The sequence below is a fragment of the Mesorhizobium sp. B2-7-3 genome, from assembly GCF_006440715.1.
In the GTDB taxonomy this organism is placed as follows: Bacteria; Pseudomonadota; Alphaproteobacteria; order Rhizobiales; family Rhizobiaceae; genus Mesorhizobium; species Mesorhizobium australicum.
The window spans coordinates 120,666-147,242 of sequence record NZ_VFTY01000007.1 but is presented as its reverse complement, the minus strand read 5'-3'; the positions used below and the strand labels follow the sequence as shown (position 1 = coordinate 147,242).

The following is a 26,577-nucleotide window of genomic DNA, read 5'->3' as shown; positions in this document are numbered from 1 at the left end:
CATGACGCAGATGGACAGTCGCGACGCCCTTCCTTCCGCAGCCTTGCCAACAGGGGTCGGACCTTCGCAAGATGAGGGGTCGGCGGAGTTGGTGACACTGCGGCCGTTCATTTCAGTGGCCATCCCGACCTTTCGCAGGCCAGATACCATTCGAAGGACAATCGACAGCATCCTCCAGCAGGATTTTGCGAATTGGGAACTGGTGGTTAGCGACGACGAGGGGCAAGGAGGGCTGTCCTGGAGGATCGTCGACGACTATGCGCGTGCCGACGGTCGCATCCGGATTGTCGAGAACGGCAGGGGGCGAGGCCAGGTCGAGAATACCAACAACGCCATGCTGGCTTGCACCGGCACCTGGATCAAATTGCTGCATGACGACGACTGGCTTGCGCCCGGCGCACTCAAGCGATTTGCCGAGGTGTCCAAGGAGCATCCCTCGGCCGCATTCATGACCTGTGCAGCCAATATCGTGGAAGACGGCAGGATCATGCTCCGCTCGACGCCATCGGAGCAAAACCGCGTTTCAGTCTATTCGAGCCAGCAATGCCTCAGGGATCTTTACCTTGTCCGGACGACGAGGAGCCTCGGCATCATTCCCTCGACACTGTTGATCAACAGCAAGGTTCTTCGGGCTGGATGCCGAATGCGTGCACACAAATCGATCCCCGCCGGCGTTGACCAATTGTTCTTCGTGGACCTGGCCGGTCACGGAGACATGGTTGCGATTAATGAGGGTCTGATTTTTTACGACGCGACGAACCATCCGAGCATCACCACATCGAAGAGCTACACGGAAGTGGACGAAGTTACGCTTGCGGTTAAGCAGCTTAATTGGCAGCTGCTCGAAAACAGAAGGAATCTTCCTGACCCCGAGAGCCTCTTGCGAGCATTGCGGGTTGCACGCGTACCCGCCAGATTTCATCACCAGTCCTTGCCCGTGACTATCCGCGACACGCTGCAAATTCTTCGCCCATCAGTGATGAAGATCGCAAGCCAGTACCTCGTGGAATACCTGTTCAGGATCCGCCCGGTCCTAGGGCCATGGTATACCCGAAGACAGTGATGGAGCTGACCCGTTCAAGGCCGCGCACGGGACGCGGCACGCGCCGAACCAATTTATGGAACACGGAAACACGACGGCCGCCCCTGCGGTGGCCGCAAGGCTGGACACGATCATCCCCGAATGTTCAGGGAACTAGGGCAACACCGAGACGCGTGCGAGAAGGGTGACCAATTCTGCCTGACGCCTGGTTTCAGTTTTGGCGAACAGTGATGCGAGCTGGGTTCGGATGGTCGTCCGGCTGAGCGCACAGCTTTCAGCGATTTCCAATGGGGTGTAGCCCTTTGCCAGCCGCACCGCCAGATGTGTCTCGGCTCCGGTCAAACCGAACATTCGCTGCAGGGTTTGAGGATTGGGCGCCGATTTCGTCTCTCGGTCCAACAGGGCGACGACGATCGTGTTGTCGGCTGCGAAGAGGCCGCGCTCGTTGATGACAACGGGACGATCTCCGCTGCTGCGGACCACAATCCATGCAAACGATCCGGGATTGAGGTGGCACGGCACGTTCGCGATCAGGCTTCTGAGCGCTCCCGAAAGGCCGTCGGCGTTGTTCACTTGATTGCCGTAACCGCTGAGAATGACGCGCGCGGTGGCGTTCCACTTGAGGACTTTCCTGGTTTCGCTGAGCACGAGACATCCGTAGCCAAGGCGATCAAGCATACCCGGGAAAGAATGCAGCGGCGGTTGGTCACCTTCGGTGGCGGCAGCAGGCCTTTCAACCTGCCGGTCGGAGCTTTGGGCATGGCGCAAGGGAGACGGCCTGCTGCCAGGCCCCATGGCCGCCATCGCACGTTGCACTTGGAAAACAGTACTTCTCGGCCGTTCGACCAGGTTCATTGTCGTCACCACTTTCCGGTTTCACTGTCAGATCGGCGCCAGCGCATGGGCTAAGTGTTGGAACTTTCTTCTGATGATTCTGATAGGCTGACATTTCGGCGCGCGAAAGCGAGCAGCAGCACTAGGTCCGATAACCAAAGGCTCTAAGCCGCATTGGCTAAGCCAAAAGTTGTAGGTAGTCAGGATGAGATTGCGGATAGGCGGTCCCGTACTGTCGGACAGGCTACGACAACATCTGGTTTCGTCGGCCGTCCTGCTGGCTACCCTTTTTATCGAGATGAAATCGTCGCTGACAGGTGGTGGCAGTGCGGCCTTTCTGGAATGTGTGCCGGCGATTGTCATCATCGCCTTCCTGGAGGACCGCTGGCCTGCGATGGCTGCCACGTTTGCCATGGTGGCTGTCGGCTTGGCAGTTCGCCTGGCGGCGAACGGTCAGTTGGTCGGAGATGATCTTTCCGGGGCCATTCTCCTCGCCTTGTCCGGCGGGATGATCGCCTTTCTTTTCCATCGTTCAAGGCAGGAGTTGAGGAGCGCGCTCGATGTCGCCGAGAACAGGCTTACCGCCATCGAGACGACCGAAGCGCGATATCGCTGGGCTTTCGAGCGGGCCGCCTTGGGATTTGCGACCGCAAATGACCGTGGTGAGCTGCTGCAGGTCAACATGTGCATGTGCAGTATGTCCGGCTACGCACAGGAAGAGCTCGTCGGCCAGCATATCGAAACGCTCGTTCATCCTGACGAACGCGATCTGTTCGCCAGGCTTGGACGTGGTCTAAGCGCGGAGGCGCCGTCGTTTGGCTTGGAAATGCGCTTGAGAAGGAAGGATGGCACTGTTTTCTGGGCTCGCGTGACCCTCTCTTGGTCTGGTCCGGAGAAACAACTGCCGATGGGCATATTTGTCGTCTTCGAGGATATCACTGAACGCAGGGCTGCAAGCGAAGCGCTCTTGAGCCAAAAGGAATGGCTGGACCTTGCGCTGCTCGCCGGAAGGCTTGGCACATGGCGCGTGGACTACAAGGAGAGAATTGTCTCCGGTTCAGATCAATTTTGGGAAATTCTTGGTTTGCCGCCAGCCGCTTCCCGTCCTCTGGACGAGCTGTCGGCGATCATTCATACGGCGGACTGGCCAAAACTCGGGGCCCATTCAGAATTCATCGCGGCAACCGCCAACTACGACGCAGAGGTTCGAGTTCGGCGGTCGGACGGACAGTTCCGCTGGATTGCCCTGCGCGGCCGTGAGGACATCCGCGATGGCTATCATCAGCGGTTCGGGATCGCGGCTGACCTTACCGAGCGGCGGCAGACGACACTGTTGCGGGCCGCGGTGAGAAGACAGGAGCGGCTTATACTTGAACAGCGGCACCGGCTCAGTAATCTGTTTGCCGTGATCACGGCTGTCGTGAAAATGATCCCTGCTTCAGACCAGGATATTTCCAAGTACAGAGGAGATCTTTTAGAGCGAATTCGGGCGCTCGAATCCACGCACCTGCTGTTGATCAACAATGCAGAGTTATCATCTACGATCCGCGATATTGTCGCACATGCGCTTCGCCCCTACGCGGAGGCACACAGAGCAACGATCACAGGGCCTCATGTCAGAATCGTCGGAGGCGCCGCGGAAAGTTTCGCGATGGTCGTCCACGAACTCACGACAAATTCGGTCAAGCACGGGGTGCTCGGGAACTCCCAAGGCCAGGTGGAGGTAAGGTGGGGCGTCGCACCCGAGGGCTCGGACGGCGACATCGTGTTCGACTGGATCGAACGAGGCGGCCGAAATGCCAAGCCTGTCCTGCGGAAAGGTTTTGGGTCGATTGTCCTTGGCGCCGATGGAACGCCCTTGGTCGGTCACTCTTCGAAACTGGAAATGTCGGCTGGTGGATTGCGATATCAGCTACGCCTATCCCAGGGCGAGATTCAGCCTTAACTTAGATCGTTCCAAGCCATGTCCTCATCAAAACAGCGACCTCGGTGCGGTTTCGGACTCCCAGTTCACGCAAGATTGCGGCGGCATGGATCTTCGTCGTGGCCTCGGCGATGTCGAGATCGCGGGCGATCTCCTTGTTCGAATAACCTTCGGCCATAAGCTTGAGCACGTCCTTTTGCCTTGACGTGAGCCTTCCCAGAGAACCTGGGCTGGCCAAGGCCTGGTGCGAAGCCTCCACGGGAGATCTATGCGTCTGAGGCGCGGCTGCGCCAGAGCTTCGCGACAGGAGGGCTGGTACATAGATGCGGCCTGACAAGATCTCTTTGACGGCCAGCACCACCTCCTCATCCGGCTGCGACTTCACGATGTAGCCGTGGAGGCCAACTGAAAGGGCCAACAAAATTTCCGATCGTGAATCGTTTCCTGACACAATCGCAAACCTGCTTTTGGGATAGGCGGCGAGAACGTCGCCGAGCACTTCCTGGGTGAGCAGCCCGGGCATGTTCAGGTCCAGGATCGCAAGATCAATTGTTTCGTGTTCGGCCAGGAGCCCAACCACGGCATCAAAACAGGTCGCCTCGATTATTTCGACACCAGGGATTCCGGCTGTCAGCGCCATGCGCAAGCCACGTCGATAAAGGCCATGATCATCGGCTATGACGATCTTGTACATAGAAACCCCCACGCACAAACAACCCGCACTACCTGGCCGCGCCTTGTAGGAGCGCCGGTACGTCCAGAAAGGTGGACCCCGACGTCCTACAACCCCGTCCTGCTAATTACCGTACGCTAATGTAGCTCGGTTTTAGGAAAATGTTTACCTTCGATCGTAATTCAAGTGGGACCTTGGTCTGTTGCGCGTCTCGGCCACTCCCGTCAGGTCCGCGGGATATGTTTCGTCCCCTACGGTTCCGGGATCAGAGAAATTCGTCCGTGCCATTCAAACGCACGACGACAATATCCCGGTTGGCTCCCTAATCTCTCGCAGGTTCGGACAACTGAAACCCTGCTGCGCGAGGCGGTTCGCCGTCTTGGCTTCGGATGCAGTTTCAGCCGTCAAGGCCAACTCTGGCCATGTGCGTAGGGAGGATCGAATGAAAGCGGTAATTCAATGCGGTGGCATGGGAACGCGCCTTCGGCCATTTACATCGGTTTTGCCGAAGCCGCTGATGCCAATTGGCGCGCGGCCAGTCCTCGAGTTGCTGCTGAAATGGCTGCGGCGTAGCGGAATCGAAGACGTCTACGTCACTACCGGCTATCTCGGGCACCTGATCCGGAGCGTGTGCGGCGACGGCTCGCAGTGGAATCTGAGGATCCGCTACACGCAGGAAATGGAACCGCTCGGAACGATCGGGCCGCTTTCCTTGATCAGAGACGAATTGAATGAGCCTTTCATTGTCCTGAACGGCGATGTGCTGACCGACCTGAGCATCAGCCGGTTTACCGCGGCGCACCGCCTGCACAAGGACTCCGTCACGATAGCGACTTCGCTGCGGCTTACCAAGATGGATTTCGGCGTCATCGACGAGGTTGACAACACCGTCCAGGTGTTCCGCGAAAAGCCGGCGCTGTCGCACCTGGTCAGCATGGGCATCTACTGCATGAACCCGGACGTCCTCGACTTCATCCCATCCGGCATACCGTTTGGGTTCGACGACCTCATGCTGCAGATGCTCCAGGCTGGGCGCGTCGTGCATGTCTACAAGCATGAGGGTCTTTGGCTCGACATCGGACGCGTCGAGGACTTCCAGAACGCGCAGACGGTTTCCTGGGAAGAGCAGTCCGCGTCCATCGAAGTCGCCGCCGCGGCAGCGTAACGGCCAGGCGCGAGGATCATCGAGGAGGTGACGATGCTCTTGGTAAGTTCCCCGGTCCTGGGAGTGCCAGAAAAAGCGGCTCTGGCGAAAGTGATCGACAGCGGTTGGCTGACGATGGGTGAACGGGTCCGGGCTTTCGAAGAGGCGTTTGCCTTGATGCACGAGGCGGAGGACTGCGTAGCGGTTAGTTCCTGCACCGCAGCCCTTCATCTTATCCTTCACGGATTGGGGATTGGTCCGGGCGACGAGGTGCTGGTTCCTTCGCTGACCTTCGTGGCTACCGCGAACGCAGTGCTCTATGTCGGCGCTACTCCTGTCTTTGTCGACATAGAATCGGCAGACGTCCCTCTGATGTCGCTCAAAGAAGCAGAAGCACGCTGCAGCCCTCGCACCAGGGCCGTGATCCTGGTTCATTTCGCCGGCTATCTTGCCGACAAGGACGCCTGGCAAGCATTCGCCAGCGCACGCGGGCTCTCGATCATCGAGGATGCGGCACATGCTCCCGGCCTAAAAGCGGTTGGCACCTTTGGTGCGGGCGCCGCCTTCAGCTTCTATGGCAACAAGAACATGACGACGGCGGAGGGTGGGGCCGTAATTGCCCGGGACCCCCAACTGCTGGACAGGATTCGCCAGGCTCGCGCGCACGGCATGACCACCGGAACACGCCAGCGACTAAACAGCCGCACCGCGCACTACGATGTGACCATGCTCGGCTTTAACTACCGAATGGATGAAATGCGGGCCGCGATCGGCTTGGTTCAGCTCCAGAACCTGCAGGAGTGGAACGAGATAAGGCGCATTCTTGTCGTGTTGTACCGGCGCCTTATCGCGTTGCGTTGTCCGGCGATCACAATACCCTTCGAAGAACCGCGAGCCTCGGCTTACCACATCATGCCGATCCTCTTGCCGCGCTACGTCAACAGGCAGCATGTCGTCGATGAACTGCGGGCGCAGGACATACAAACCACGGTCCATTACCCGCCCGTTCATCAGATGACCCTCTACCGTGAGCTTTACCCGGGTACCCACCTGCCGCGCACCGAGGATTTCGCGGAACGAGAGTTGACCATTCCGCTGCATCCTCAGATTACCGCGCCCGCGGTTGAAGCCGTGGTGGACGTCCTGGCGACCGCGCTCAATAGCGGCATCCACGCGGGAACCGCCGCATGAACGCGTTTGATCTGTCCATACACCCGCCCGTCGTGTCAGGCGTGAGCCATGGTTTTGGCAGACGCGCGATGGATGTCGTGGCCGCATCCTTGGCCGCGATCGTTTTCGCGCCGCTGATGTTGCTGATTGCATTTGCGCTATTTCTCGAGGGCGGACGCCCCGTGCTTTTCCGGCAGCCTCGCATCGGTGCAGGGGGGCGCATGTTTCATATCTATAAGTTCCGCAAATTCGAGGTTCTGTGTGATCCTCAGGGCCCTGCGTTGACCAGCATAGGCGACCGTCGGCTGACGAAGATCGGGCGCATTTTGGCCAGCACCAAACTGGATGAGTTGCCGCAACTCTGGAATGTGCTCAGAGGCGACATGGCCATCGTCGGGCCACGGCCGGAAAGCCTCGCCTTTGCTGACTGCTTCCATGGCGGCTTCGAGGCGGTCCTAAGATATAAACCCGGCTTGGTCGGCCCGACGCAAGTTCTTTTCCGTCACGAAGCCTCTCTCTACCCGGTCTCAGGAGACCTGTCGTCCTTCTACAGGGAGGCGCTGTTTCCGATCAAAGCCAAGTTCGATCTTTCCTATTATCCCCGACGAACCATCGCTTCGGATGTTGTGTGGATGATCCTCGGTTTTCTGGCGGTAATCGGCTGGGTGCCTGTCGGGCTACTCAGGCGTTGAAGGCTGTTTCTGTGCGCGCGCTCGGCAACCGGAGCGCTTCAGGTGAAAGAAGGAACACCTGGTTATGAGCTACAATGGCAAGAGAGTTCTGGTCACTGGCGCGGATGGGTTCATTGGATCGCACCTGACCGAGGCACTCGTCCGCAACGGTGCCGAGGTGACCGCATTGGCCCTCTATAATTCGTTCGACAGTCATGGATGGCTGGATGATCTGCCAGACGACATCCGAGGTCATCTGAAACTCGTTCGAGGCGATGTACGCGACGGTGCATTCCTGAACCGGATCGTGCGCGGCCAAGCCGTCGTGTTTCATCTCGCTGCGCTTATCGCGATCCCGTACTCATACGCGGCCGCCCAGTCCTATGTGGAAACCAATATCATGGGGACGCTGAATGTCCTTGAAGCGGCCCGCCAATGGGAGACGGAACGGATCATTCACACCTCGACCAGTGAGGTTTACGGCACGGCGCTCAGCATGCCGATCAGCGAGTCCCATCCTCTTCAGGGACAATCGCCATATTCGGCGTCCAAGATCGGCGCCGACATGATGGCGCAGTCCTATGCCAGATCGTTCGACCTGCCCGTCGTGATCCTCCGGCCGTTCAATACATTCGGGCCGCGACAAAGCGAACGAGCCATAATACCGACAATCATCCGGCAGGCGCTCGATCCAAAATGTGTTTCGATCATGGTGGGAGATACCAGCCCGGTCCGCGACCTGACCTTCGTCGAGGACACAGCGGCTGCCTTCCTGAGCGCGGGTTCAGCCACACTCGAATTCGGCCATGCCTACAATGCTGGAAGCCAGCGTGCCGTGACCATATCGGACGTGCTCGATCTCGTGCGCGAACTGAGCAACTGCAAGAAGCCCGTTCACCGCGACGAGAGTCGATTGCGGCCGCAAAACTCCGAGGTTCGCGCTCTGCTGGCCGATTCATCACGGCTCGAACGCGAAACCGGATGGACTGCGCAAACGAGTTTGCGCCACGGCTTGGCCAGAACCATCGATTGGTGGCGGGCGCGCCTCGGCGAAGGTCGGGTACGCCGCGAAATGAGCTACATGACATGAGGTTTTACCCATTTCCATTGGCACTGCTCCTGATCGCCTTTGCCGTCCTGCTGCGGGCGGCCGACAGCCAGGGAAACAGCATGTCCACGACGTTCGTCGCGCCAATGCCGATAGATCTCCCAGATTATCTGCATCCCGCGACAGATCCGGCATTCGGCACGAATTTCATGCGCATCACCAAACCCGGCGCACTTGGGGGAGGTGTCGTGTGTGGGACGAAATATTGCAGTCATCGCTATTCGAGCGCTCAAGCCTGGAATGCGGACCAGAGCCTGCTCGTGCTGGCCAATGGCTGCAACGGGCTGTGCTTCCTCGACGGCAAGACATATGCTCCGCTATTCCACCGCGACAAAGGCGGTGAATGCGAATGGCATCCTCGAAACGCAGACGTGATGATCTGCGTTGAGGATCGGAAGATCTCGACATGGGCGCCAAGGACAAACCACGAAGACGTTGTCTTAGTCACGGCTCAATACCACGATCTGCAGTTCGGGCCGTCGAAGGGCAATCCAAGCCGTGACGGCAACCGTATAGCCGTCCGCGCTGTCCGCGCGGATGGAAAAGCGGTGGTGTTCGCCTTCGATCTCGCGGATCGGTTCAAATTCCCGGACATCGATCTCGCTCAGGTTCCCGGAACCACCAGCTCCTGCACCATCTCCCCGCTCGGCACCAACATCCTTTGCTTTCAAAACCTGGCCGATGGCACCGAGCAGAGGGCCATTTTCAGTGTCGATGGCACCTTGCGACAGAGGTGGACGGACCATCACCGCCCCGGCCACGGAGACCTTACGCTCGATGACGACGGCAGCGAGGTCTATGTTGGCATCAGCAAATCCGGCCCCGACAAGTATCACGTGATCAAGCGAAGACTGTCCGATGGGAAGGTGACCTCCCTGACCGGATACGGCGAAGCAGAGCATGCATCGTCGCGTGCTCTGAAGCGGCCCGGCTGGGTCTTCCTGACCTATGGCGGCAACCCGGAAGAGATATCGGCCAATCCAGGCTGGGCACCATATGCACGGGAAGTCATCGCGTTGCGCATCGACGGCAGCGGCGAAGTTCGGCGCATCGTGCAGACCCGCAACGCGCCCTTCGACTACTGGAGCGAGACGCATGCGTCACCTTCGCCGGACGGCACACAGGTGATCTGGTCCAGCAATTGGGGCGTGGCCGGTGGACCGGTTTACGACTTCGTCACCCGCGTCGACTGGCCCGAAAACCAGGACAAGAAGGAGATTGTCGCGAATGGTCAACCTTAGCCGATTCTTCCTTGCGACACTTGCGATGCTTTGCGCCCTGCCGATGGCTGCGGCAGCCGATGCGACGATCTATCGAATTTCGCCCGGAGACACCATCGAGATCGCAATCACCTCGCTTCCCGAGCGGACGCAGCGTGCGGTGGTGCAGATGGACGGCACCATCGTTCTCGCCGAGGCAGGCACGGTGCCTGTCGCCGGCCTGACCCCGTCCGAACTTCAGACGCGCTTGCAGGCGATCCTGCCGACCAAGATCTACCACATACGCATGCCGGACGGCCGTGAGCAGGTGGCGGTCGTCAGGCCCGGCGACGTGACGGCGATCATCGCTGAATACCGTCCAATCTACGTGACTGGCGAAGTGCTCGCTCCTGGGCAGCAAGCCTTTCGTCCGCTCATGACGGTTCGGCAGGCGATAGCCGTCGCCGGCGGCTTCAGCCTCTTGCGTGCACGGGCGAACCAGGCTGGGCCGGACCCAACGGACCTGCAGCGCGATTATGAGACGATCTGGGGAGAATACATCAAGGACTATTTCCACAGTGCGCGCATACGTGCCGAACTTCAAAAGCAGCCCGATTTCGACATGAAGGCCCCCCAGGGCTTTCCGCTGTCTTCTTCCCTCGCAACCGAAATCGCGCAGGCCGAGGCAGAAGGGCTGAAGCTCTCGCTGGACAATTTCGGGCAGGAGCAGAGCTTTCTGGAGAAGGGCGCCAAGGATGCAGCGACCCAGGTCCAGGCGTTGCTCCAGCGCGAGCAGGACGAAGCCGATGGAGTCAAGGCCGATGAAGAGGATTTGGCGCAGGTGACAAAGCTCTTCAAGGCTGGCAACCTGACCAACAACCGGCTCGCCGATGTCCGGCGCGCGGTGCTTCTGTCCTCGAGCCGTGCGCTTGAAACTTCGGTCGAACTCATGAGGGCTCGGCGCCAACAGGATGATCTTGCAAGGCAGATCGAGCGCAATGACAACCAGAGGCGTGCCGGTTTGTTGAACGAGTTGCGGGATACACAGGCGCGCCTTGCCGACATCACCGCAAGGCTGCACGCGGTCAGCCAGAAATTGCAGCCGCAGGGAGCATCCGCCTTGCCGCAGCCGATCGGCGGCGAAACCGTGCGGGCCCAGGTGACGATCATCCGCTCCGTCGATGCGCAATGGCGCAAGCAGCCGGCCGACCAGGATACCGCGGTGGCGCCGGGTGATACGATCGAGGTCAGGTTCAGCAGCGCGCTCGAAAACGCGGCGGTGCAATAGACAATCGCTGCCGGCGTCGCCGGTAGCGGCAATATCTTCGATGTCGTTGCGAGAACGGTCGTGAGCGAAGAGATCAGCGTCGCCGGCGCTTACAACAAAGGCAGCATCATCTTCATGGGAATGAAGATCCTGGTTGCGCCCGGTGCACTGGTGCCGCGGCCGGAAACAGAGCTGCTCGGCTCCGTTGCCGTAGATGTCCTGCGCGCAATGGACCTGCCGGCGCCGCGTGTCGTCGACATGTGCTGTGGCGCCGGCAACCTGGCCTGCGCGATCGCTAGCCATATCCAATCCGCCCGAGTTTGGGCCTGCGATCTTACCGACGGCTGTATCGACGCGGCGCGGCGAAATGTCGTTCATCATGGCTTGACTGACCGGATTTCAGTGCATCAGGGTGATTTGTTCGAAGGCGTGTCCGGACTGGAGCTCAACGGCACGCTTGATGCCATCGTCTGCAATCCGCCCTACATTTCGGAGAAGCGGCTCGAGGGTGATCGCCGCCATCTGGTCGTGCTTGAGCCGCGAGAGGCATTCGCGGCCGGTCCTTATGGGCTCAGCATTCATATGCGGGTCGTCAAGGACGCGCTGCGCTACCTCCGACCAGGCGGCGTCCTGCTGTTCGAGGTGGGGCTTGGTCAGGACCGCCAGGTCATAAGTCTTCTGGAGCGCAGCAAGGGCTACGAGCAGATACGCACCTTCGCCAACCATGCCGGTGAAGTGCGGGTGGTCCTGGCAGGGGCCAGGCGGCAGGCATGACCGCGTTCGGCCGGTATCGGGCCGACCGTCCAGATCATTGCTTCTTGCGCCAGATCATTTCTTCTTGCGAACGATGAACCGCGCGATTCCTTGAATCGAATCGAGGTTTTCCGGCAGGAGTTCACTGTCTTCCACTGTGATGCCGAAAGTCTCTTCGATGAACCCGATCACCTCGAGCACTCCGGTCGAGTCGACGATCCCCTGATCGAGCAATGATGCGGTGACGGATAGCGCCTTGACGTCCGCGATGTAGAAATTCGAGGCCAGGAAGCTGCGGATCTGGTTGATATGAATGTCGTCGCTTTCCGCGGCCGATATCATGGAATCCATCTAATCCATCCTCCATTGCAAAGGCGACTTGCGATCGCGCGCATCTGAAACAATCTACGACAGGGCCGCTTTCTTGAGCTTTCCGGTATCGGTCATCGGCAGGCTGGGCACGATGACGATGGTCTTTGGCACCATGAAATTCTCCAGCCGTTTCCGGCACTCCATCAGGAGCTGCCTTTCGCCGACAATTCTTCCCTGCTCGATGACGACGAATGCTTTGACCGCTTGCCCGAGGAGGTCGTCGGGAACCCCGATGACCGCGGCTTCCTTCACCCCAGGGACGTCCATAAGCACGCTTTCCACCTCTTTGGGAGCGACCTTTTCGCCTCGTGATTTTATGATCTCGTCACCACGGCCGACGAAGTACAAATAGCCTTCAGCGTCCATCCGGCAGTAGTCGCCCGTGTAGAGGACCTGCTCGCCCGGCAGCGGCCCCGGCTTCAGCTTCCTTGCCGTGGCCTCTGGCTTGCCCCAATAGCCTTTCATCACCGTTGCGCCGCGAACTACAAGTTGGCCAACGACGCCCGGACCGACCCGCCTGCCACTCTCGTCGACGATCCACACTTCTGTGTTGGGAATGGCAATGCCTACGCTGAGGGGCTTTCGCCCGAGATCGTCGGGCGGCAGATAGCTGCAGCGTTTGCATTCGGTGAGGCCGTACATGGAATAGATGCGTGCGCCCGAAAACAGCTCCCTGAGCATGGCAATCTGCTTGAGCGGCAGGGCGGCCGCGGTATTGGTGACATAGCGGATGCTCGCGAAATCGTTGCTCTTCAGCGATCTGAGTTCCGCAAGCGCCGCGAAGATCGTGGGCACGCCCGGAAAACCTGTGATCTGCTCGTCCTTGATGACCTGAAGGATCTGCGCCGGAAAGGCGAAGGAGCGCTCGAGGACGAGCCGTGCGCCGGTGCGAAAGGCCATGATCATCTGATAGAGCCCGTAGTCGAAGGCGAGGGGCAGAACGTTGAGGATCACCTCATCCTCACGCAGCTCCAGATAGGAGGCGATCGATGCGCACGCGGCAGTCATGTTGCCGTGCGTCAACATGACCCCCTTGGGTTCGCCGGTGGATCCGGAGGTGTAGACGATGGCGGCGAGATCGATGTCGATCGATTTGCGCGGCGGCGCAACAGAAGGTCCTTCGATGATCGTGTCCCAACGCACGGCGTGCGGCAATCGGTTGAACTCGGCCTCGTCGACCGGCCCAGAGACAATCACCGCCCGCAGCGAGTGACAGTCGCGCGACGGCTGGGAGAATATCGAGTGCAGATGGCTGTCCGTGATCAGCGCCGCTGGCAGGCAATCGTTGAGCAGGTAATGAAGCTTCTCGCTTTTCGTAAGCGGGTTGACGATGCAGACCACGGCGTTCGCCTTGAGCACCGCCCAGAAGCTGACGACGGTTTCGACCGTATTGTCGGCGAAGATCATGACGCGGTCGCCGCGCTCGACGCCGGCCGCGGCCAGGAAATGCGCGATCCTGTCGGAGCGCTCATCGATCTCCGCGTAGGTGACGCGTTGCTTGCCGGCCACCAACGCGACCTTGCCGCCAAGCCGGCCGGCGGAATGGATGAGGTAGTCCTGCAGGAGTGGTACGGCGCCGTGGATCATGCCAGGACCCTTTCCCGCTGTTCGTGATCAACGTCGATCCTGAGCTCGGCTTTGTCCGCTCCGCGTGGGCGGCTCGCGATGAACTGCTGATGCAGAAGCTGGGTCGACAACACGCCGACCAGTGCCATGTTGTCGGAGTTGGAGAGATCGCCGTCGCCGGCCTTGGACCGGCACTTTCCAAGCAGGAAAGCCACCGATTTCGGATCGAAGACATTTGCCGCTCGCAATGCCGTGTCCGACAGTGCTTCGCGAATGTAATCTGGTGCATCATGACCAACGAAACTAAGCGCGTTTGGCGCCCTGTAGGGCTGCTTCGTGCGGGCAACGACTTGCGGTGGCACGATCGGCTGCGCCACTCGCTTGAGCACGTGCTTTTCGTCGAGGACGCGCAACTTGTAAGCATCCGGAAGCGAATTCGCGAGCGCCACGACATCGTCGTCGAGATAGGGGAAGCGCCCCTCGACCGAGTGTGCCATCAGCATCCTGTCGCCCTGCGAGGAGAGCAGGTAGCCCGACATCAGCGTTCGGATTTCGAGATACTGGTCCTGGGCAAGGAAGCTCCATCGCGAAAATTCGGCGGGGAGAGGGGCGAGCAGTTCGGAGGCTGCATTGCGGTGCTGCGAGGCGCCGCGCATGTCGGGGCAGAATAGGCGCTTGATGGCGCTTGTGGTGCGCCACCGCGTGTCGTGTGCAAAGCCGGGCCTGTCGCAGGCATGAAGATCGCGCCCGAAGAACTGTCGCGCCATGGCCTGTTGGTGAACCGGTGAGCGCGACAGATAGGGGTAGAGACGCTCGAGCAGTCGCGCACGCCGGCTCGAAGCAGGTTGACGCCCCCAGAAGCGGCGAACCTTGCCTTCGCGGAAAAGGTCGTAGCCGGCGAACATCTCGTCGGCGCCTTCCCCTGTCAGCACAACCTTGATGCCGCGCTCGCGGACCAACTTGGACAGAAGGAAGAGCGGTGCCGGGGCCGTCCTCAGGATTGGCCGCTCGGCGTGGTAGACGACCTCGGGAAAAACCGCTGCAATGTCGCGGCGGGAAATCACCACCTCGTGGTGCTCGCTCGCGGTCGCGGCGGCAACCAGACGCTGGAAATAGGTCTCGTCGTATTCCTCGTCGGCAAAACGCAAGGAGAATGTCTGGAAGCGCTCCCCCGCGAAACGTCTCCCAAGCGCCGCGACAAGTGAGCTGTCGAGCCCACCGGACAAATAGCAACCCACCGGCACGTCGGCCTGCACCATCCGCAGCGCCGTCGCGGCTTCGAGCGCACTGCGGACCGCCTCGACGGCATCGTCGCACGAGCCGGTGAACCATTCAGGGTTGGAACCGGAAATTCGCGGATAATGCGGCTCCCAGAAAGCCGTCTCCCGCGCCACGCCACCCTCATAGAGCCGGATATGTCCAGGCTGCAATTCCTTGACGCCTTCGAAGACGCTCTGCGGTGGGATCACCGTCCAGAATGTGAATGTCTGATCGATTCCTGCCGGATCAAAGGCGCGAGGAATGGCCATTTCCGCAGCGAAAATGGCTTTGACTTCGCTTGCAAAGAAGACGCGGCCGCCGTGCTCGCAATAATACAGCGGGCAGATGCCGTAGCGGTCACGCGACAGGATCAGGCGGCCGGCAGCAGAGTCCCATATCGCGACTGCCCATTGACCATTCATCCGCTCAAAGGCGGCCTGGCCCCAGGCCTGGTAAGCATGGAGCACGACTTCCGTGTCGCTACGCGTGCGGAAGCGGTGACCAAGCGCGATCAACTTGTCGCGCAATTCGACGTAGTTGAAGATTTCACCGTTGAAGACGATCCATGTCAGGCCGCTGACGTCGGCGAGTGGCTGCTGGCCGTGCAGCAGGTCGACCACGGACAGGCGGGTATGCGCCAAACCCGCACGTCGGTCGCGGTACAGCCCCCGCTCGTCGGGTCCGCGGTGTGCGAGCGCGCCCACCATACGCAACAGCGCTTCCCGCGAAGGAGGTGGGGCAGTGGCGCTCAGCGCGACAATTCCGGCGATCCCGCACATCCGTTCAGTCCACCGTCATTGGCACCGAAGGCAAAGGCTGGGCGTGCAGATAGCGCGCCGCTCGACGCTTGGCTTCGATATCCTTGAAGACCTTCTGGACCTCGTCTGGTGACAACCCGGCAACATCAGCGACATCATCGGCGCAGATGCCATGGTTCACGCCGTAGAGGCATAGGTCCGTCTGATGATAGGGCAGGGCGAAGTAGAACTCCTCCTGGCTCTGCGCCATGGAGAAGGTGTCGGTCGTCGGCGGCCTGCGCCGGATCTCCCCGTCCACACCGAGATATTCCGCCAGTTGATAGACCTGCGTCTTGTAGAGGTGGACGATCGGCATCAGGTCAGCGATTCCGTCGCCTTGCTTGACGAAAAAACCCTGATCATATTCGAGCCGGTTAGGCGTGCCCGCCACCGCATAGCCGAGACGGTCCGCGTGATAGTACTCAGTCATCTTGCGAATGCGCTGCTTGTAATTGGTCGCGGCCACTATCTGCAGATAGGCCGCTCCTGACAGGCGCACGGTATCGATCTTCCCCTGGGGATCCTGAACGGTGAGACGGGTGATATTGAGGCCTTTGCTCTCCAGCACCGAGGTCAGCACCAGCTTGCATTTCCACCCTTCGCCGTAGTCCGGAACAACGGTGCGAATGGCCTCTATCTGCCGGCTATAGGCACCGATGGCGTCGAGAGCCGGCGCAATGTCCTCGGCGATGGTGTCGATGCCCAGCTGACCGGCGATAACGCGCCCCAGCCTCAGCGAGTCCCCGGACGAGTCACGCTCCGGCATGAAGATCCCGAGCACCCTGTCCTTGCCGAAGGCAGCCACGCACAACGACGCGACCACCGAACTGTCGATGCCGCCTGAGAGCCCGACCACCACTCCGCGCCGGCGGAGCGCGACCAATACCTGCTCGCGCACGGATGCTACGATGCGGTCGACCTCCGCGGCCGCATCCAGTGCCAGAACATCCTTGCCGAACCGCGAAGTCACGCGAAGCTGCCTTTCATGGTTGAAGACTCGGCCGGCGAATAAGTGCGAGCGACCGCCTCCTCGATCAGCGGACGATTGACGCCGATGTGAGGCTCGACGACCAGATCAATGTGGTTGCCGGCAATCGGGATGACCTGCAGGTCCGCGAACACCCGATCCCATCCGATCGCAAGAGGCATTCCCGGTCGCGCGCAACGGAACAGCGTTCCGGTGATCGGGAGCACCGTTCTTGGCTGCTCCAACCAACGGAAGAAGGCCTGCGCACGCAAGACTTCCTGCAACTCCAGCTTGATGCGGAAGCTGGTTGCGTTGAATTGTCCTCGGGAAAAGTGGTCGATGGCTTGGGCAAGACGGGCTTCCTGGCCGACCTTGACCGTGAGCTTCGCCAAAACACGGCAAGCCATTCGATAGGGTGACATGCGGTTGGATCGGACCCGGCGCAAGGTGCGGGTGATTGTCTCCCAGGGACGGCTCCGCTCGCCAGCCAGGCTGGTGTCGAGGATACCGACAAACTTCACGGACCTTCCCTCCTTCAGCAGGCGCACGGCAACTTCGAATGCGACGGCTCCGCCGAGCGAGTGGCCGAGAAGCCTTACATGGCCCGACGGCTGGATGCGGTTGATCTGTTCAAGCGCGGCGTCCACCATGGCGGCAAGATCGTTCTGGCCGCTGAGAATGGTCGCGAGGCTGGGATATCTTATCGGACGGACCGTTGCGACTTTGCCCATGGCTGAGGCGAAGGCTGCAAGACTAGGCCCATAGCCCACGGAGCCGGGAAACAGAAAGAGAAAAGGCCGATCATGCTCCAGCACATGATCGGGCGCTTTGCCGGCTTGTGCGGACGCGACCGCGCTGACCATCGCTTCGGCGCTCATCCCGACGGTAAATGCCTCAAGATCCAGTTCCTGGCCGATTTCGTTCTCGATCTCCATGACGCAGTGGAGCAGCTTCAGCGAGTCCCCTCCCGCTTCATCCCATCGCCCGACGGCTGCCCGCGTGTTGAGGACCCTGGTCCAGGCATTCTGCACCGCTTGATGGGCCTTGAGATCGCTGCCTGAAATCGGTGGATCGGCAACTTGGGTAGGCTTCTTGGCCAGAAGATCCATTTTCCCGAGTTTCGCCACATCTATTTTTCCGCCCGCCAGGCGCGGAATGTCCTCTACCCTGTGGAGCCGAAGCGGCCGCAGTGGCGGCGGTAGCGTCTTTGCAAGCAGCTGGCGAAGGTCGTCGGCGAAGGCCGGACCGGCGGAATTCCTGGGGATCGCGAAAGCGACCAGTTCGTTGGCCTCGGTCACGATCGTCACCGCATCCTCGACTGACGAGGCGGAGCGCAGGATCCTCTCGACTTCGGCCGGCTCGATGCGCCGACCGTTGATCTTTATCTGCCGCCCCTTGCGGCCGACGATCCTCAGCAGGCCCCGATTGTCCAATTGGACGAGATCGCCGGTCGCGAATATCCGTTGACTTGGATCATCGGGATCCGCCTCGGCAGGGATGACGGTGCCGTTTTCCCAGTGGCCGAGCAAGACGTAGGGGCTCTTGATGACGAGTTCCCCGCTTCCGCCCCGCGGTACGCTGTCACCGTCCTCGTTGACGATCGCAAAAGCTATTCCTGGCAAGAGCCGGCCGACCGGCACGGACGTTTGGTTCTTTGGTTGAACGCGAGGCAGAAACCATTGTGACCCGGTCGTCTCGGTTGACGAATAGCCGATCTGTACGAGGCAATGAGCAGGAATCGCCTTTCGCAAAAGGGCAATGTCGGTCCAAAGCACTTTCTCGCCGCCGACGCGGACCACCCTGAGCGATCCGAACGCATCGGCGGGGGCATTGGCCATGAGGGCGCGAAGCAGCGCGGGCACGAGGTAAGTAAGCGTCGCGCCAACCTGCTGCATTCGCTCGCGAACCGCACGCAGGCCGATCGCTTCCACGTCGACCATATGCAAAGTGGCGCCGCACAGGACCGAAGTCAGGATTTCTCGACATCCGGCTATGGTGGCCGGCCCGGTCAAGGGGAGGAAGACATCGTCGGAATTGATGTGACACGCATCGGCATATTGGTGCACCCGCCAGAGCAGGCTGCGCTGGCTGTTGACTATGCCCTTTGGAGATCCGGTGCTGCCAGACGTGTAAAGAACCATCGCCGGTGCATCGACGGATACGGCAGGCAATTGCGTCGATGACAGCGGCGCCGTCGACGCGGGGCTGGCAGTCACATCGATCCAGCGGATGTCCTCGGGTAAACCCGCATGCCGGTGTCCAACGCCAAGAATGGCGCGGAGCCGCGCGACGCCGACAATCTCGTTGACACGGGCGATTGGGTCCCGGGCGTTGAGGGGAACCGAAATCCTTCCCGCCGCAATGCTCGCCAGGACAGCAACGATGTACCAGACGGAGTTTGGTTGATAAATTCCGATCGGCTGCCCCTCGGGAACGACGGCAGCGATCCGGCGGGACAGGACTTCGACGGCAGTTGCAAGCTCGAAGTACGACAGTTGATTCACGCCGTCATGCACAGCGGCTTTTCCGGAAAATTGGGCCGCGACTTTCTTGAGCTGATCGGCAATCCCGACATCCGCAAATGCCGGCCCCAACTTCTGATGAAGGCGCAGCGCCGGGCCACCTTGATCCAGGGCGTAGGCCGCGACGTCTATCCATCTGCGGGAGGGCCGAGAATCCTGGTGATGGTCCTGATCCGCTGCTGGTGCATTCAAATACGCCGGGAGCATGGCTTGCCTGGGTTTACGGTTGATACCCGGTTATGAGCTTGCAAGAGGGGGAATTCATCGATCATTCTGATGATGAACAAGGCAAGGAAAGAGATTAGGCGTCGGGTTTCCTTGCCACGGGCGCAGCGTTGGAACCGATCCGCTGTTGATCTGTTGTTTACCCAGCGTGGAGATGTCCCCTCAACTCCTAGCCGATCGCCCGCTGCACTCCCCCGAGGCAGTGGGCTTTCTTTTTCAATTGGAAATCGCGGGCTCTCGAACAAGCCTGTCAGGCGAGATGAGCCGCTGCTGTAAATAGGATTTAGCGTCTTCCCGAGAGACCTGGAGGCTTCCGTCAGGTGCTGTCCTTGTATGACTTCGCCGCCTCATCGATCTTGCGCCAATCGTTGCCGTGGCGACGTACCAGCTCCCTTGCCTGAGCGGGCGACAGGTCATGCGTTTCGACGACATGCCGGACCTCCGCGTCCTCGCCCTTCAAGGGACGTGTACGACGCCTCTTGGTCGGTTGATCCCCCATTTCTCCATCTCGCCTTGACACGATCGTTTCCTCCGGTGTCGCAAACAAGCTGCGAGTAGGGAAAAGGTTTCACTGTTGGGTGCACGAAGCCCCAATAGCCTCTGCGGTACGGCAGTTGTCTTGCCGAAGACATCAATTCCGCCCAAGCGCGGCGTCCCGTAAAGCAACTGAAGCGGAGAGGGATTGGTGTGCCTCGGGCAGTGACCATTCACTTGCGATCCAGCACCTTACGGATCTTCTCTGCCAATTCGTCAATCGTGTAGGGCTTGGTCAAAAGCTCCGTTCCAAAATCAAGTGTGCCGTTGTGTACAATCGCGTTTCGTGTGTAGCCGGTGGTGTAGAGCACTTTTAGCGACGGGTGCATGCTCTTGACCTGATCCACCAGTTCCCGGCCGGACATCTCCGGCATGACGACGTCAGTGAACAGAAGCGACGGCACTTGCCCGCTTGCGACGGCCGCCAGCGCGTCCCGCGGCCCTTGCATTTCCAACACGGAATAGCCCAGTTCCCGCAGCGCCTCCGCAGCCATCAGCCGGACGCGATCTTCATCCTCGACAACCATGATGATCTCGTCCTCACTGCCGGGGTGCTCGCCCGCCACGGACTCGGCCGGGCTGTCGACCACGTCGCCGTGCGAGCGTGGCAGATAGATTTTCAAAGTGGTTCCGATACCCTGCTCGGAATAGATCTTGACGCTGCCGCCGGACTGGCGAACAAATCCATAAACCTGGCTGAGCCCCAGCCCGGTGCCTTTGCCAACCCCCTTTGTGGTGAAGAACGGATCGAAGGCTCTGGCCAACACGTCAGCGGTCATGCCGGTTCCGGTGTCCGTGACAGCTATCATCACATACTGGCCGGAGGGTATTGCGTTTTCTCTCGCATACCGGTCGTCGACATGGGCATTGGATGTCTCGATGGTCAGCCTTCCACCAGCGGGCATGGCATCCCGCGCGTTGACGCAAAGGTTGAGCAACGCGCTTTCCAGCTGCCCTGCGTCGACTTCCACATGCCAAAGTCCCGCGGCGAGCACGGTCTCGATTTGGATTGTCTCCCCAAGCGTCCGGCTCAGCAATTCACTCATATCCGAGACGAGGCGATTTGGATTCAGGCGCTTGGGCGCCAGAGGTTGCTGGCGGGAGAAGGCAAGCAGCCGCTTGGTAAGTTCTGCAGCACGTTGGGCTCCATCGATCGCGCCGGTCACGAACTGGTGGACGTTGGTATCGCCGTTTCTGAGCTTGCGCTGCACAAGGTTCAGTCCGCCGATAATGACAGCCAGCATATTGTTGAAGTCGTGCGCGATGCCACCGGTAAGCTGTCCGACAGCTTCCATCTTCTGGGCCTGCCGCAGGTGCTCTTCTGCTCTGGTGCGTTCGGCGACTTCGTCCATGACACGTTGTTCAAGGGTGCCATTGAGCGTCTGCAGCGCCTTGAACAGTCGAGAATTGTCGATTGCCGTCGCGGCATGGCCCGCAAGCCCCAGCAAGGCCTTCTCTTGCTGTTCGGCGAAGACGCCGATCTCTGCATGACCAAAGAAGAGGCCGCCCAGCACCTCTCCCGAACGCGAGACGACCGGTACCGCAAGATAGGAACGCACTGGCAGATGGCCCTCCGGCATTCCCTTGCGGGGCCAGTTCTTGCCGTAGCGGGGGTCGGCGAGGATGTCGTCGGAGCGCACCACGCTTGTCCCGCGGAAAGTGGGGTCGAACACCGCCGTGTTGCGAGGCATTGGAAAATTTTCGAACGCGGAGCGAGGTGCGCCCGACAGGGCGTAGAGCATGTAGCTGTCGCCCTTGTCGTCGATCACATTGTAGAAGAAAGCTCCGAATTGTGCGCCCGACAGCGCTACGCCGGCATCAGTTACCGTTTGAACAATCCGCTCCACGTCGAGCTCGGCCGCTACCGCGGCAGCGGTGACGTTCATCATCTGAAGCTGATGCTCCACCCGCTTTCGCGCGGTGATATCCATGACGGTACCAATGAAGCGGACCGCGCGCCCTGACTGGAAAAGCGACTCGCCCGCTGCCGCAATCCAGCGTTCCTTGCCGTCGTGCAAGCCGACCGTCCGATATTCGATGTCGTAGCGGGAAGACGTGCCCGGCGCGAGCGCATGGCGTACGGCCTCGTCGGCGCGGGCCCGATCTTCTGGATGAATACCCGCCAGGAACGCGCTTTCATATGTTACCTCCGCGTCTGGCGGGAGGCCGAAAAGGGCTTTGCACCGGTCATCCCACCGCAGCGCCTTGGTGACGGGATCGTAGTCCCAGGTCCCGATAGCGGCTGCGTCCGTGGCAAGCCGGAGGCGCTCCTCACTGGCCCGGGCCGCCTGTTCCGAGCGAACGCGCTCGATGTGAGCCCAGGACCGCTCCGTCACCTCCATCAGCAAGGACAGTTCGCGTTGTGACCAGACGCGGGGCTGCTTGTCGTGAATGGCCATCAGGGCGGTCAGCCGGCTCTGTTTTACCAAGGGCATGCAGATGGTTGCCGTTATGCCGATGTCCTGAAAGGTCTTTGCCTCCTCGGGCGCAATTTCCTCGAGGTTGTTGTTGATGATGAGCGGCCGATTGGCGCTGAGATTGGTGACCGCCAGGCGACCAAAATCGGTAAGACTGTAATACCCTCTGATGCTGGGCGAGCCGGGTGCGCTCCAGTCGCCACGGATGGTGAAATGGTCCTGGTCCTGCTCCATGTCGGCGTAGGCGCAAATCGAGACGGCAAGATGTTCGCCCAACAAACGAGTGGTGATCGCCATGACGGCGTCGGCGTCGGCCGCGAGGGCAATCTCCCTTCCAAGACGGTCGAGAAAAGCCAGGCGTTCGGCGTTCTCACGCAGCGCTCGCTCAGCGCGAAGCCGCTCGATGGCGGTACGCGTCCGGTCCGCCACTTCCGAAATAAGGGCGACCTCCTCCTTGGCCCAGCGTCTGGGCGCGGAGTGGTTCAGGTATAGCAGCGCCACCAAACCGCCATGCTCGGTAACCGGCATGTTGATGACGGATTGGGCGCTGATGGCTTTGAGAGCCTCTGCATGGTCCCTTGTTCGCGGGTCCGTCTCGGCATTTTCGAAGACAACGGTGTCGCCCCGCTTCAAGTCCTCGATATACGAGCCGTAGTTCCTGAAATTCAGGGTCCCAGCCAGGCTTTTGATGCCTGGCGCGTTCCAATCCCTCTCGATCGTGATGGTTTCTTTCTCAAGATCGATCGTGCCGTATCCGGCTCGGCTGACATCGAAATGTCTCCCTACCAGTTCCGCGGCAGCGTGGGCCAGTTCGGCAGGATCAGTAATCTCGCGAATCCGGTCGCCCAGCGCCGCCAACAGCTCGAAGCGCTGCAGTTCAGATTGACGATCGCCTGAAGTGACCCCCATATCGCCCCCGTTTTGCCCGGACTGGATAATGCGGTTGACGGCCAAGAGTTCCATTGCGGCCCGCACGCTTCTTTGACGGGCAGGCCGGCGGTTCGCGCGAACACCTTGAGTGACACACGACGAGACGCGGCTTGAACGGCAAGAAACATCTACGATGTCCCTTTGGTCGCCTTGAACTTTAGAACACTCGCGGCTCCAACGGTCGTGCGGCTTCCATTGGGCGTGGCGCTAGCCGCGTCGCTATACGCAATTGGATCTTTTGTGCGCGAACTTGCCTCGGTCCATCATAGGTTAGCGACACGTCGTGCGCTGTGCCGCATAAGCGAGAGGTCAGCGGGCATGTAACGGGCTCCGCTGCTTGGGAGACCATCGCACTCTCGCTCGTTTGGAGACGCTTGATGCTTGACCGACCCATTCGCACGGATACCCTCTACCCGAATGACCTGGACACGCTTCGCGCGGTCTTCGACGCGATGTGCCAGGAGTTTGCCATTTTGCCGGACACCGCGGCGGCTCACTCCATCGCGAGAGAGCTGATCAGGCTGTTCCAGACCGGGATCACGGAATCGGCCATGCTGATGATTGCCGTGCGCGCGCGTTGGCAGGACGACTGGCAAACGGAAGCCAGCAACGCTGCCTGACCTCCGGTGCAGGCACGCACAATCGGTGCATCCTTTTCGAAACGGTGGCGTTGACCGTCACCCTGCCAGCAATGGCCGATCCGTTATCACCACCGACAGGAGGGATCGATGCCGAAATTTCGCTTCGAGTTTATCGAAGGCATGTCCCAGCCTGCAATCTTCGCCGACATGGCTGATCGGGATGAGGCCATCAAAGAGGCGAAGCGCGCAGCCAAGGAGGCCATGCTTGACGGAATTATCGATGGCGCGGACCCGACCAACTGGGTGACGAAAGTCTACGACGAGGCGGGTTATCTCGTCGTCACACTTGGATTCCAGGATCTGGTCGCCGCCCCCGAGGATTCGCAACGATTAAGAGAGGCGGACGAACCTGGCGTCATGCGGTCTGGCTGAAGCCCGATGTCTCGGTTCACCGGGGCCAGTCGAGTTCGATCCAGGCTGGCGCGTGATCGCTTGGCTTGTCCCATCCCCGTACCGTCTCATCCACGCCCGCGCCGGCCAGCCTGTTCGTGAGCGAGGGGCTCACGAGAAGATGGTCCATGCGAAGGCCGGAACTGCGGTCGTAACCGCCCCGATAGGAAAAATTCCAGTAGGTATAGACGCCTCTCTCGGGACGGATCAGCCTGACGGCGTCGGTCCAGCCATCGGCAAGTAGGTCGGCGTAAGCCTGTCGGCTCTCCGGGAAGTAGACGGCGTCGCCCAGCCATCGTGCCGGAACCGCGGCGTCGATCGGCGCCGGCACCACGTTGTAGTCGCCGCAAAGCAGGCTGGCGGGCGCGTCCTTGATCAGGAGCCGTCCGTAGTCGATCAGCCGCTCGAACCAGCGGAGCTTATAGTCGAACTTCGGACCAGGCGCCGGGTTGCCGTTGGGCAGGTATAGGCAACCAACGACGAGACCGTCGATCTCCGCCTCGATGTAACGGCTATGCGTGTCATCGGCGTCACCGGGCAACCCGCGCCGACGCTCATGCGGCTGCTTGCCCCGAGCGAGAATGGCTACGCCGTTGTACGACTTCTGTCCGTGCCATATCGCCCCGTAGCCGGCGTTGCTGATGGCATCGGCAGGAAACTTTTCGTCCGATGTTTTCAATTCCTGGAGACAGATGATGTCGTAGTGCGTCTCACCCAGCCATTTGAGCAGAACCGGCAATCGACCATTGACGCCGTTTACGTTAAAGGTAGCGACCCGGATCATCTGAAGCCTTGAGGCATCCATTCATAAAATGGCGCTCCCCGTTTGAGCGAGTTCGGCAGCGCCCTTTGTCGGCGGCCTCAGCTCTTCACTCATATCATTCATGGCCTGCGAGCCGCCCGACGTCGTTTGAGGACGAGGTCAGCGGTTGTGTTTCGCAGGTGCTCACCTTGTCCGTCAGGATTAACCCCGAAGCGGTAAGAAGGTTTCGACGCCGAGCAGGACCGGTGTGACAACGAGATCGAAGCTCTCTGGCTGCGGCTGAAGCCGGCCGGGCTTATGCGGTCTCTCCGCGTGTCGTGCTGGAACATCGAACGAACCAGATAGTTCGCCGCTGATGGAGCAAACCTGCGGTGAAAGCCATGCCGGTCACCCGCTCGCCGACGCTGAAGATGTGCTGATCGTCGGAGGCGGGCCGGCGGGACTGACCGCGGCCCAATATCTCGCCCGTTTTCGCCATCGCGTGCTGGTGGTCGATGCCGGCCAGCCCCGTGCCGCTCTGATCCCGAAAAGCCATAACTGTCCGGGCTTTCCCGAAGGGATAAGTGGCCCCGACCTTCTCGATCGGCTTGGCCGCCACGCGAGCTTGTACGGAGCAACCTTGATGCGGGGGCAGGTGTTTTCGCTGGCCGCTGGCGAGGGAGGCTTTGATGCTGAGACCTCGATCGGCGCAATCCGCGCGCGTAAGGTTTTCCTGTCGACCGGGATTGTCGACACGACACCCGAATTGCCCCGCTTGGCGGAGGCAATTGCGGCCGGTGTCGTTCGGCTTTGTCCGGTGTGCGACGGATATGAGGTGATCGACCGGAAGATAGCGGTCGTGGGGCAGGGTGACAGAGCCTTGCACGAGGCCATTTTCCTCAGCCGATTCACACCACACGTGACGATGCTGGGGACCCATGCATCGGACTTTTCAACCAGCACGCGTCGCGCGGCGGGCGAAAGAGGGATAGTCATCCGTCACACTCTCGACAGGCTCAGCCCGGCTGCTGACGGTTGTGCGGCGATTTTGCAGGATGGAGCGACCTGCCGCTTCGATGCAGTCTACGCGGCCTTGGGATGCAAGGTGCGCTCGCACCTCGCCCTGGCCGTCGGCGCGAGATGTTGCGCGGAGGGCTACGTCACGGTCGATGAGCACCAGCAGACTTCCGTCGCCGGCATGTACGCCATCGGCGACGTTGTGAAAGCGCTGAATCAGATTGCGGTCGCGTTTGGACAAGCTGCCATCGCCGCGTCCCATGCCCATAGAGAGCTTACCGCCTAGGCCGTTTGAGCCGGCTACAAAGCGTCGTCTTTGTCCAGCGGAACAAGCCGCCACTCCGAAGGTTTGGGCAGGCAGGGCACCGGGCAGGGCAGTTGCTGGCAGGCATGGGCATGGCGTTCGACAGGG

General features: G+C 60.4%; 22 protein-coding genes. 12 read left to right on the top strand and 10 right to left on the bottom strand.

What is annotated here, in order from left to right; all coding sequences use genetic code 11:
- Window position 1: 1 nt before the first annotated feature.
- Window positions 2–1,063, top strand: coding sequence for a glycosyltransferase family 2 protein (locus FJW04_RS17755; protein ID WP_140715620.1), 1,062 nt, complete (start codon window positions 2–4; stop codon window positions 1,061–1,063).
- 132 nt (window positions 1,064–1,195) lie between these two features.
- Here the strand turns inward: FJW04_RS17755 and FJW04_RS17750 are convergent, their stop codons facing one another.
- Entirely contained in the window at window positions 1,196–1,897 is a 702-nt protein-coding gene (locus tag FJW04_RS17750; RefSeq protein ID WP_246673858.1) for a helix-turn-helix transcriptional regulator, read from the bottom strand.
- A gap of 184 nt (window positions 1,898–2,081) precedes the next feature.
- Here FJW04_RS17750 and FJW04_RS17745 point away from each other — a divergent pair, with 184 nt between their 5' ends.
- Complete coding sequence (locus FJW04_RS17745) at window positions 2,082–3,821, top strand: PAS domain S-box protein (protein WP_140660807.1); 1,740 nt, start codon at window positions 2,082–2,084, stop codon at window positions 3,819–3,821.
- 1 nt (window position 3,822) lies between these two features.
- On the opposite strand, the gene FJW04_RS17740 is transcribed toward FJW04_RS17745, so the two are convergent.
- Window positions 3,823–4,494 (bottom strand): response regulator transcription factor, encoded by a 672-nt coding sequence (locus FJW04_RS17740; RefSeq protein WP_140715619.1) that lies wholly within the window; start codon window positions 4,492–4,494, stop codon window positions 3,823–3,825.
- A gap of 421 nt (window positions 4,495–4,915) precedes the next feature.
- Between FJW04_RS17740 and FJW04_RS17735 the strand changes: the two genes are divergently transcribed.
- From FJW04_RS17735 to FJW04_RS17705, 7 genes are all read left to right on the top strand, one after another.
- A complete protein-coding gene (locus FJW04_RS17735) occupies window positions 4,916–5,638 on the top strand; it encodes an NDP-sugar synthase (protein WP_015316392.1) in 723 nt (240 codons plus the stop codon).
- A 33-nt stretch (window positions 5,639–5,671) separates the two neighbouring features.
- Entirely contained in the window at window positions 5,672–6,808 is a 1,137-nt protein-coding gene (locus tag FJW04_RS17730) for a DegT/DnrJ/EryC1/StrS aminotransferase family protein (RefSeq protein WP_015316393.1), read from the top strand.
- Entirely contained in the window at window positions 6,805–7,479 is a 675-nt protein-coding gene (locus FJW04_RS17725; protein WP_140614635.1) for a sugar transferase, read from the top strand. The genes FJW04_RS17730 and FJW04_RS17725 overlap by 4 nt, the downstream gene beginning before the upstream one ends.
- A gap of 64 nt (window positions 7,480–7,543) precedes the next feature.
- Window positions 7,544–8,548, top strand: coding sequence for an SDR family NAD(P)-dependent oxidoreductase (locus FJW04_RS17720; protein ID WP_140614634.1), 1,005 nt, complete (start codon window positions 7,544–7,546; stop codon window positions 8,546–8,548).
- Window positions 8,545–9,807 carry a hypothetical protein gene (locus FJW04_RS17715; RefSeq protein ID WP_140715618.1) on the top strand — a complete coding sequence of 421 codons (1,263 nt, stop codon included), beginning with the start codon at window positions 8,545–8,547 and terminating at the stop codon, window positions 9,805–9,807. Before FJW04_RS17720 ends, FJW04_RS17715 begins: the two co-directional genes overlap by 4 nt.
- Entirely contained in the window at window positions 9,794–11,053 is a 1,260-nt protein-coding gene (locus FJW04_RS17710; RefSeq protein ID WP_140660809.1) for a polysaccharide biosynthesis/export family protein, read from the top strand. Before FJW04_RS17715 ends, FJW04_RS17710 begins: the two co-directional genes overlap by 14 nt.
- 60 nt (window positions 11,054–11,113) lie before the next feature.
- On the top strand, window positions 11,114–11,806 hold the full coding sequence (locus tag FJW04_RS17705) for a class I SAM-dependent methyltransferase (RefSeq protein ID WP_140660810.1): 693 nt from the start codon (window positions 11,114–11,116) through the stop codon (window positions 11,804–11,806).
- Between the two features lie 54 nt (window positions 11,807–11,860).
- Here the strand turns inward: FJW04_RS17705 and FJW04_RS17700 are convergent, their stop codons facing one another.
- The 7 genes from FJW04_RS17700 to FJW04_RS17675 form a co-directional block, all read right to left on the bottom strand.
- Window positions 11,861–12,136: an acyl carrier protein gene (locus FJW04_RS17700; protein ID WP_181172973.1), complete on the bottom strand. Its 276-nt coding sequence runs from the start codon at window positions 12,134–12,136 to the stop codon at window positions 11,861–11,863.
- Between the two features lie 54 nt (window positions 12,137–12,190).
- The gene (locus tag FJW04_RS17695) at window positions 12,191–13,744 is read right to left on the bottom strand and encodes an AMP-binding protein (RefSeq protein ID WP_181172972.1); all 1,554 of its coding nucleotides are present in this window, start codon (window positions 13,742–13,744) and stop codon (window positions 12,191–12,193) included.
- Entirely contained in the window at window positions 13,741–15,762 is a 2,022-nt protein-coding gene (gene asnB / locus FJW04_RS17690) for an asparagine synthase (glutamine-hydrolyzing) (protein ID WP_140715617.1), read from the bottom strand. The genes FJW04_RS17695 and asnB overlap by 4 nt, the downstream gene beginning before the upstream one ends.
- Before the next feature lie 4 nt (window positions 15,763–15,766).
- Window positions 15,767–16,750 carry an NAD(+) synthase gene (gene nadE / locus FJW04_RS17685; protein ID WP_140715616.1) on the bottom strand — a complete coding sequence of 328 codons (984 nt, stop codon included), beginning with the start codon at window positions 16,748–16,750 and terminating at the stop codon, window positions 15,767–15,769.
- A complete protein-coding gene (locus FJW04_RS17680) occupies window positions 16,747–19,476 on the bottom strand; it encodes an AMP-binding protein (RefSeq protein ID WP_140715615.1) in 2,730 nt (909 codons plus the stop codon). The genes nadE and FJW04_RS17680 overlap by 4 nt, the downstream gene beginning before the upstream one ends.
- Before the next feature lie 334 nt (window positions 19,477–19,810).
- Window positions 19,811–19,954 (bottom strand): hypothetical protein, encoded by a 144-nt coding sequence (locus FJW04_RS29970; RefSeq protein ID WP_167331116.1) that lies wholly within the window; start codon window positions 19,952–19,954, stop codon window positions 19,811–19,813.
- Between the two features lie 247 nt (window positions 19,955–20,201).
- Window positions 20,202–23,354: a GAF domain-containing protein gene (locus tag FJW04_RS17675; RefSeq protein ID WP_140715896.1), complete on the bottom strand. Its 3,153-nt coding sequence runs from the start codon at window positions 23,352–23,354 to the stop codon at window positions 20,202–20,204.
- A 398-nt stretch (window positions 23,355–23,752) separates the two neighbouring features.
- Between FJW04_RS17675 and FJW04_RS17670 the strand changes: the two genes are divergently transcribed.
- Entirely contained in the window at window positions 23,753–23,995 is a 243-nt protein-coding gene (locus FJW04_RS17670) for a hypothetical protein (RefSeq protein ID WP_015316406.1), read from the top strand.
- A gap of 108 nt (window positions 23,996–24,103) precedes the next feature.
- Window positions 24,104–24,388, top strand: a complete 285-nt coding sequence (locus FJW04_RS17665) for a hypothetical protein (protein ID WP_140614627.1) — start codon at window positions 24,104–24,106, stop codon at window positions 24,386–24,388.
- Window positions 24,389–24,404: 16 nt separating this feature from the next.
- Here FJW04_RS17665 and xth read toward each other — a convergent pair whose 3' ends face one another.
- Window positions 24,405–25,190: an exodeoxyribonuclease III gene (gene xth, locus FJW04_RS17660; RefSeq protein ID WP_140715894.1), complete on the bottom strand. Its 786-nt coding sequence runs from the start codon at window positions 25,188–25,190 to the stop codon at window positions 24,405–24,407.
- A 334-nt stretch (window positions 25,191–25,524) separates the two neighbouring features.
- Here xth and FJW04_RS17655 point away from each other — a divergent pair, with 334 nt between their 5' ends.
- Window positions 25,525–26,451, top strand: coding sequence for an NAD(P)/FAD-dependent oxidoreductase (locus FJW04_RS17655; RefSeq protein ID WP_140715614.1), 927 nt, complete (start codon window positions 25,525–25,527; stop codon window positions 26,449–26,451).
- Window positions 26,452–26,577: the final 126 nt, after the last annotated feature.

Excerpts from the sequence above, each read along its gene's own strand:
- FJW04_RS17710 (WP_140660809.1), top strand. The coding sequence starts at position 9,794 with ATGGTCAACCTTAGCCGATTCTTCCTTGCGACACTTGCGATGCTTTGC.
- FJW04_RS17680 (WP_140715615.1), bottom strand. The coding sequence starts at position 19,476 with ATGCTCCCGGCGTATTTGAATGCACCAGCAGCGGATCAGGACCATCAC.
- FJW04_RS17655 (WP_140715614.1), top strand. The coding sequence starts at position 25,525 with ATGGAGCAAACCTGCGGTGAAAGCCATGCCGGTCACCCGCTCGCCGAC.
- FJW04_RS17740 (WP_140715619.1), bottom strand. The coding sequence starts at position 4,494 with ATGTACAAGATCGTCATAGCCGATGATCATGGCCTTTATCGACGTGGC.
- xth (WP_140715894.1), bottom strand. The coding sequence starts at position 25,190 with ATGATCCGGGTCGCTACCTTTAACGTAAACGGCGTCAATGGTCGATTG.
- FJW04_RS17720 (WP_140614634.1), top strand. The coding sequence starts at position 7,544 with ATGAGCTACAATGGCAAGAGAGTTCTGGTCACTGGCGCGGATGGGTTC.
- FJW04_RS17755 (WP_140715620.1), top strand. The coding sequence starts at position 2 with ATGACGCAGATGGACAGTCGCGACGCCCTTCCTTCCGCAGCCTTGCCA.
- FJW04_RS17735 (WP_015316392.1), top strand. The coding sequence starts at position 4,916 with ATGAAAGCGGTAATTCAATGCGGTGGCATGGGAACGCGCCTTCGGCCA.
- FJW04_RS17750 (WP_246673858.1), bottom strand. The coding sequence starts at position 1,897 with ATGAACCTGGTCGAACGGCCGAGAAGTACTGTTTTCCAAGTGCAACGT.
- FJW04_RS17730 (WP_015316393.1), top strand. The coding sequence starts at position 5,672 with ATGCTCTTGGTAAGTTCCCCGGTCCTGGGAGTGCCAGAAAAAGCGGCT.
- FJW04_RS17715 (WP_140715618.1), top strand. The coding sequence starts at position 8,545 with ATGAGGTTTTACCCATTTCCATTGGCACTGCTCCTGATCGCCTTTGCC.
- FJW04_RS17665 (WP_140614627.1), top strand. The coding sequence starts at position 24,104 with ATGCCGAAATTTCGCTTCGAGTTTATCGAAGGCATGTCCCAGCCTGCA.
- FJW04_RS17670 (WP_015316406.1), top strand. The coding sequence starts at position 23,753 with ATGCTTGACCGACCCATTCGCACGGATACCCTCTACCCGAATGACCTG.
- FJW04_RS17725 (WP_140614635.1), top strand. The coding sequence starts at position 6,805 with ATGAACGCGTTTGATCTGTCCATACACCCGCCCGTCGTGTCAGGCGTG.
- FJW04_RS17695 (WP_181172972.1), bottom strand. The coding sequence starts at position 13,744 with ATGATCCACGGCGCCGTACCACTCCTGCAGGACTACCTCATCCATTCC.
- asnB (WP_140715617.1), bottom strand. The coding sequence starts at position 15,762 with ATGTGCGGGATCGCCGGAATTGTCGCGCTGAGCGCCACTGCCCCACCT.
- FJW04_RS17675 (WP_140715896.1), bottom strand. The coding sequence starts at position 23,354 with ATGGGGGTCACTTCAGGCGATCGTCAATCTGAACTGCAGCGCTTCGAG.
- FJW04_RS17700 (WP_181172973.1), bottom strand. The coding sequence starts at position 12,136 with ATGGATTCCATGATATCGGCCGCGGAAAGCGACGACATTCATATCAAC.
- FJW04_RS17745 (WP_140660807.1), top strand. The coding sequence starts at position 2,082 with ATGAGATTGCGGATAGGCGGTCCCGTACTGTCGGACAGGCTACGACAA.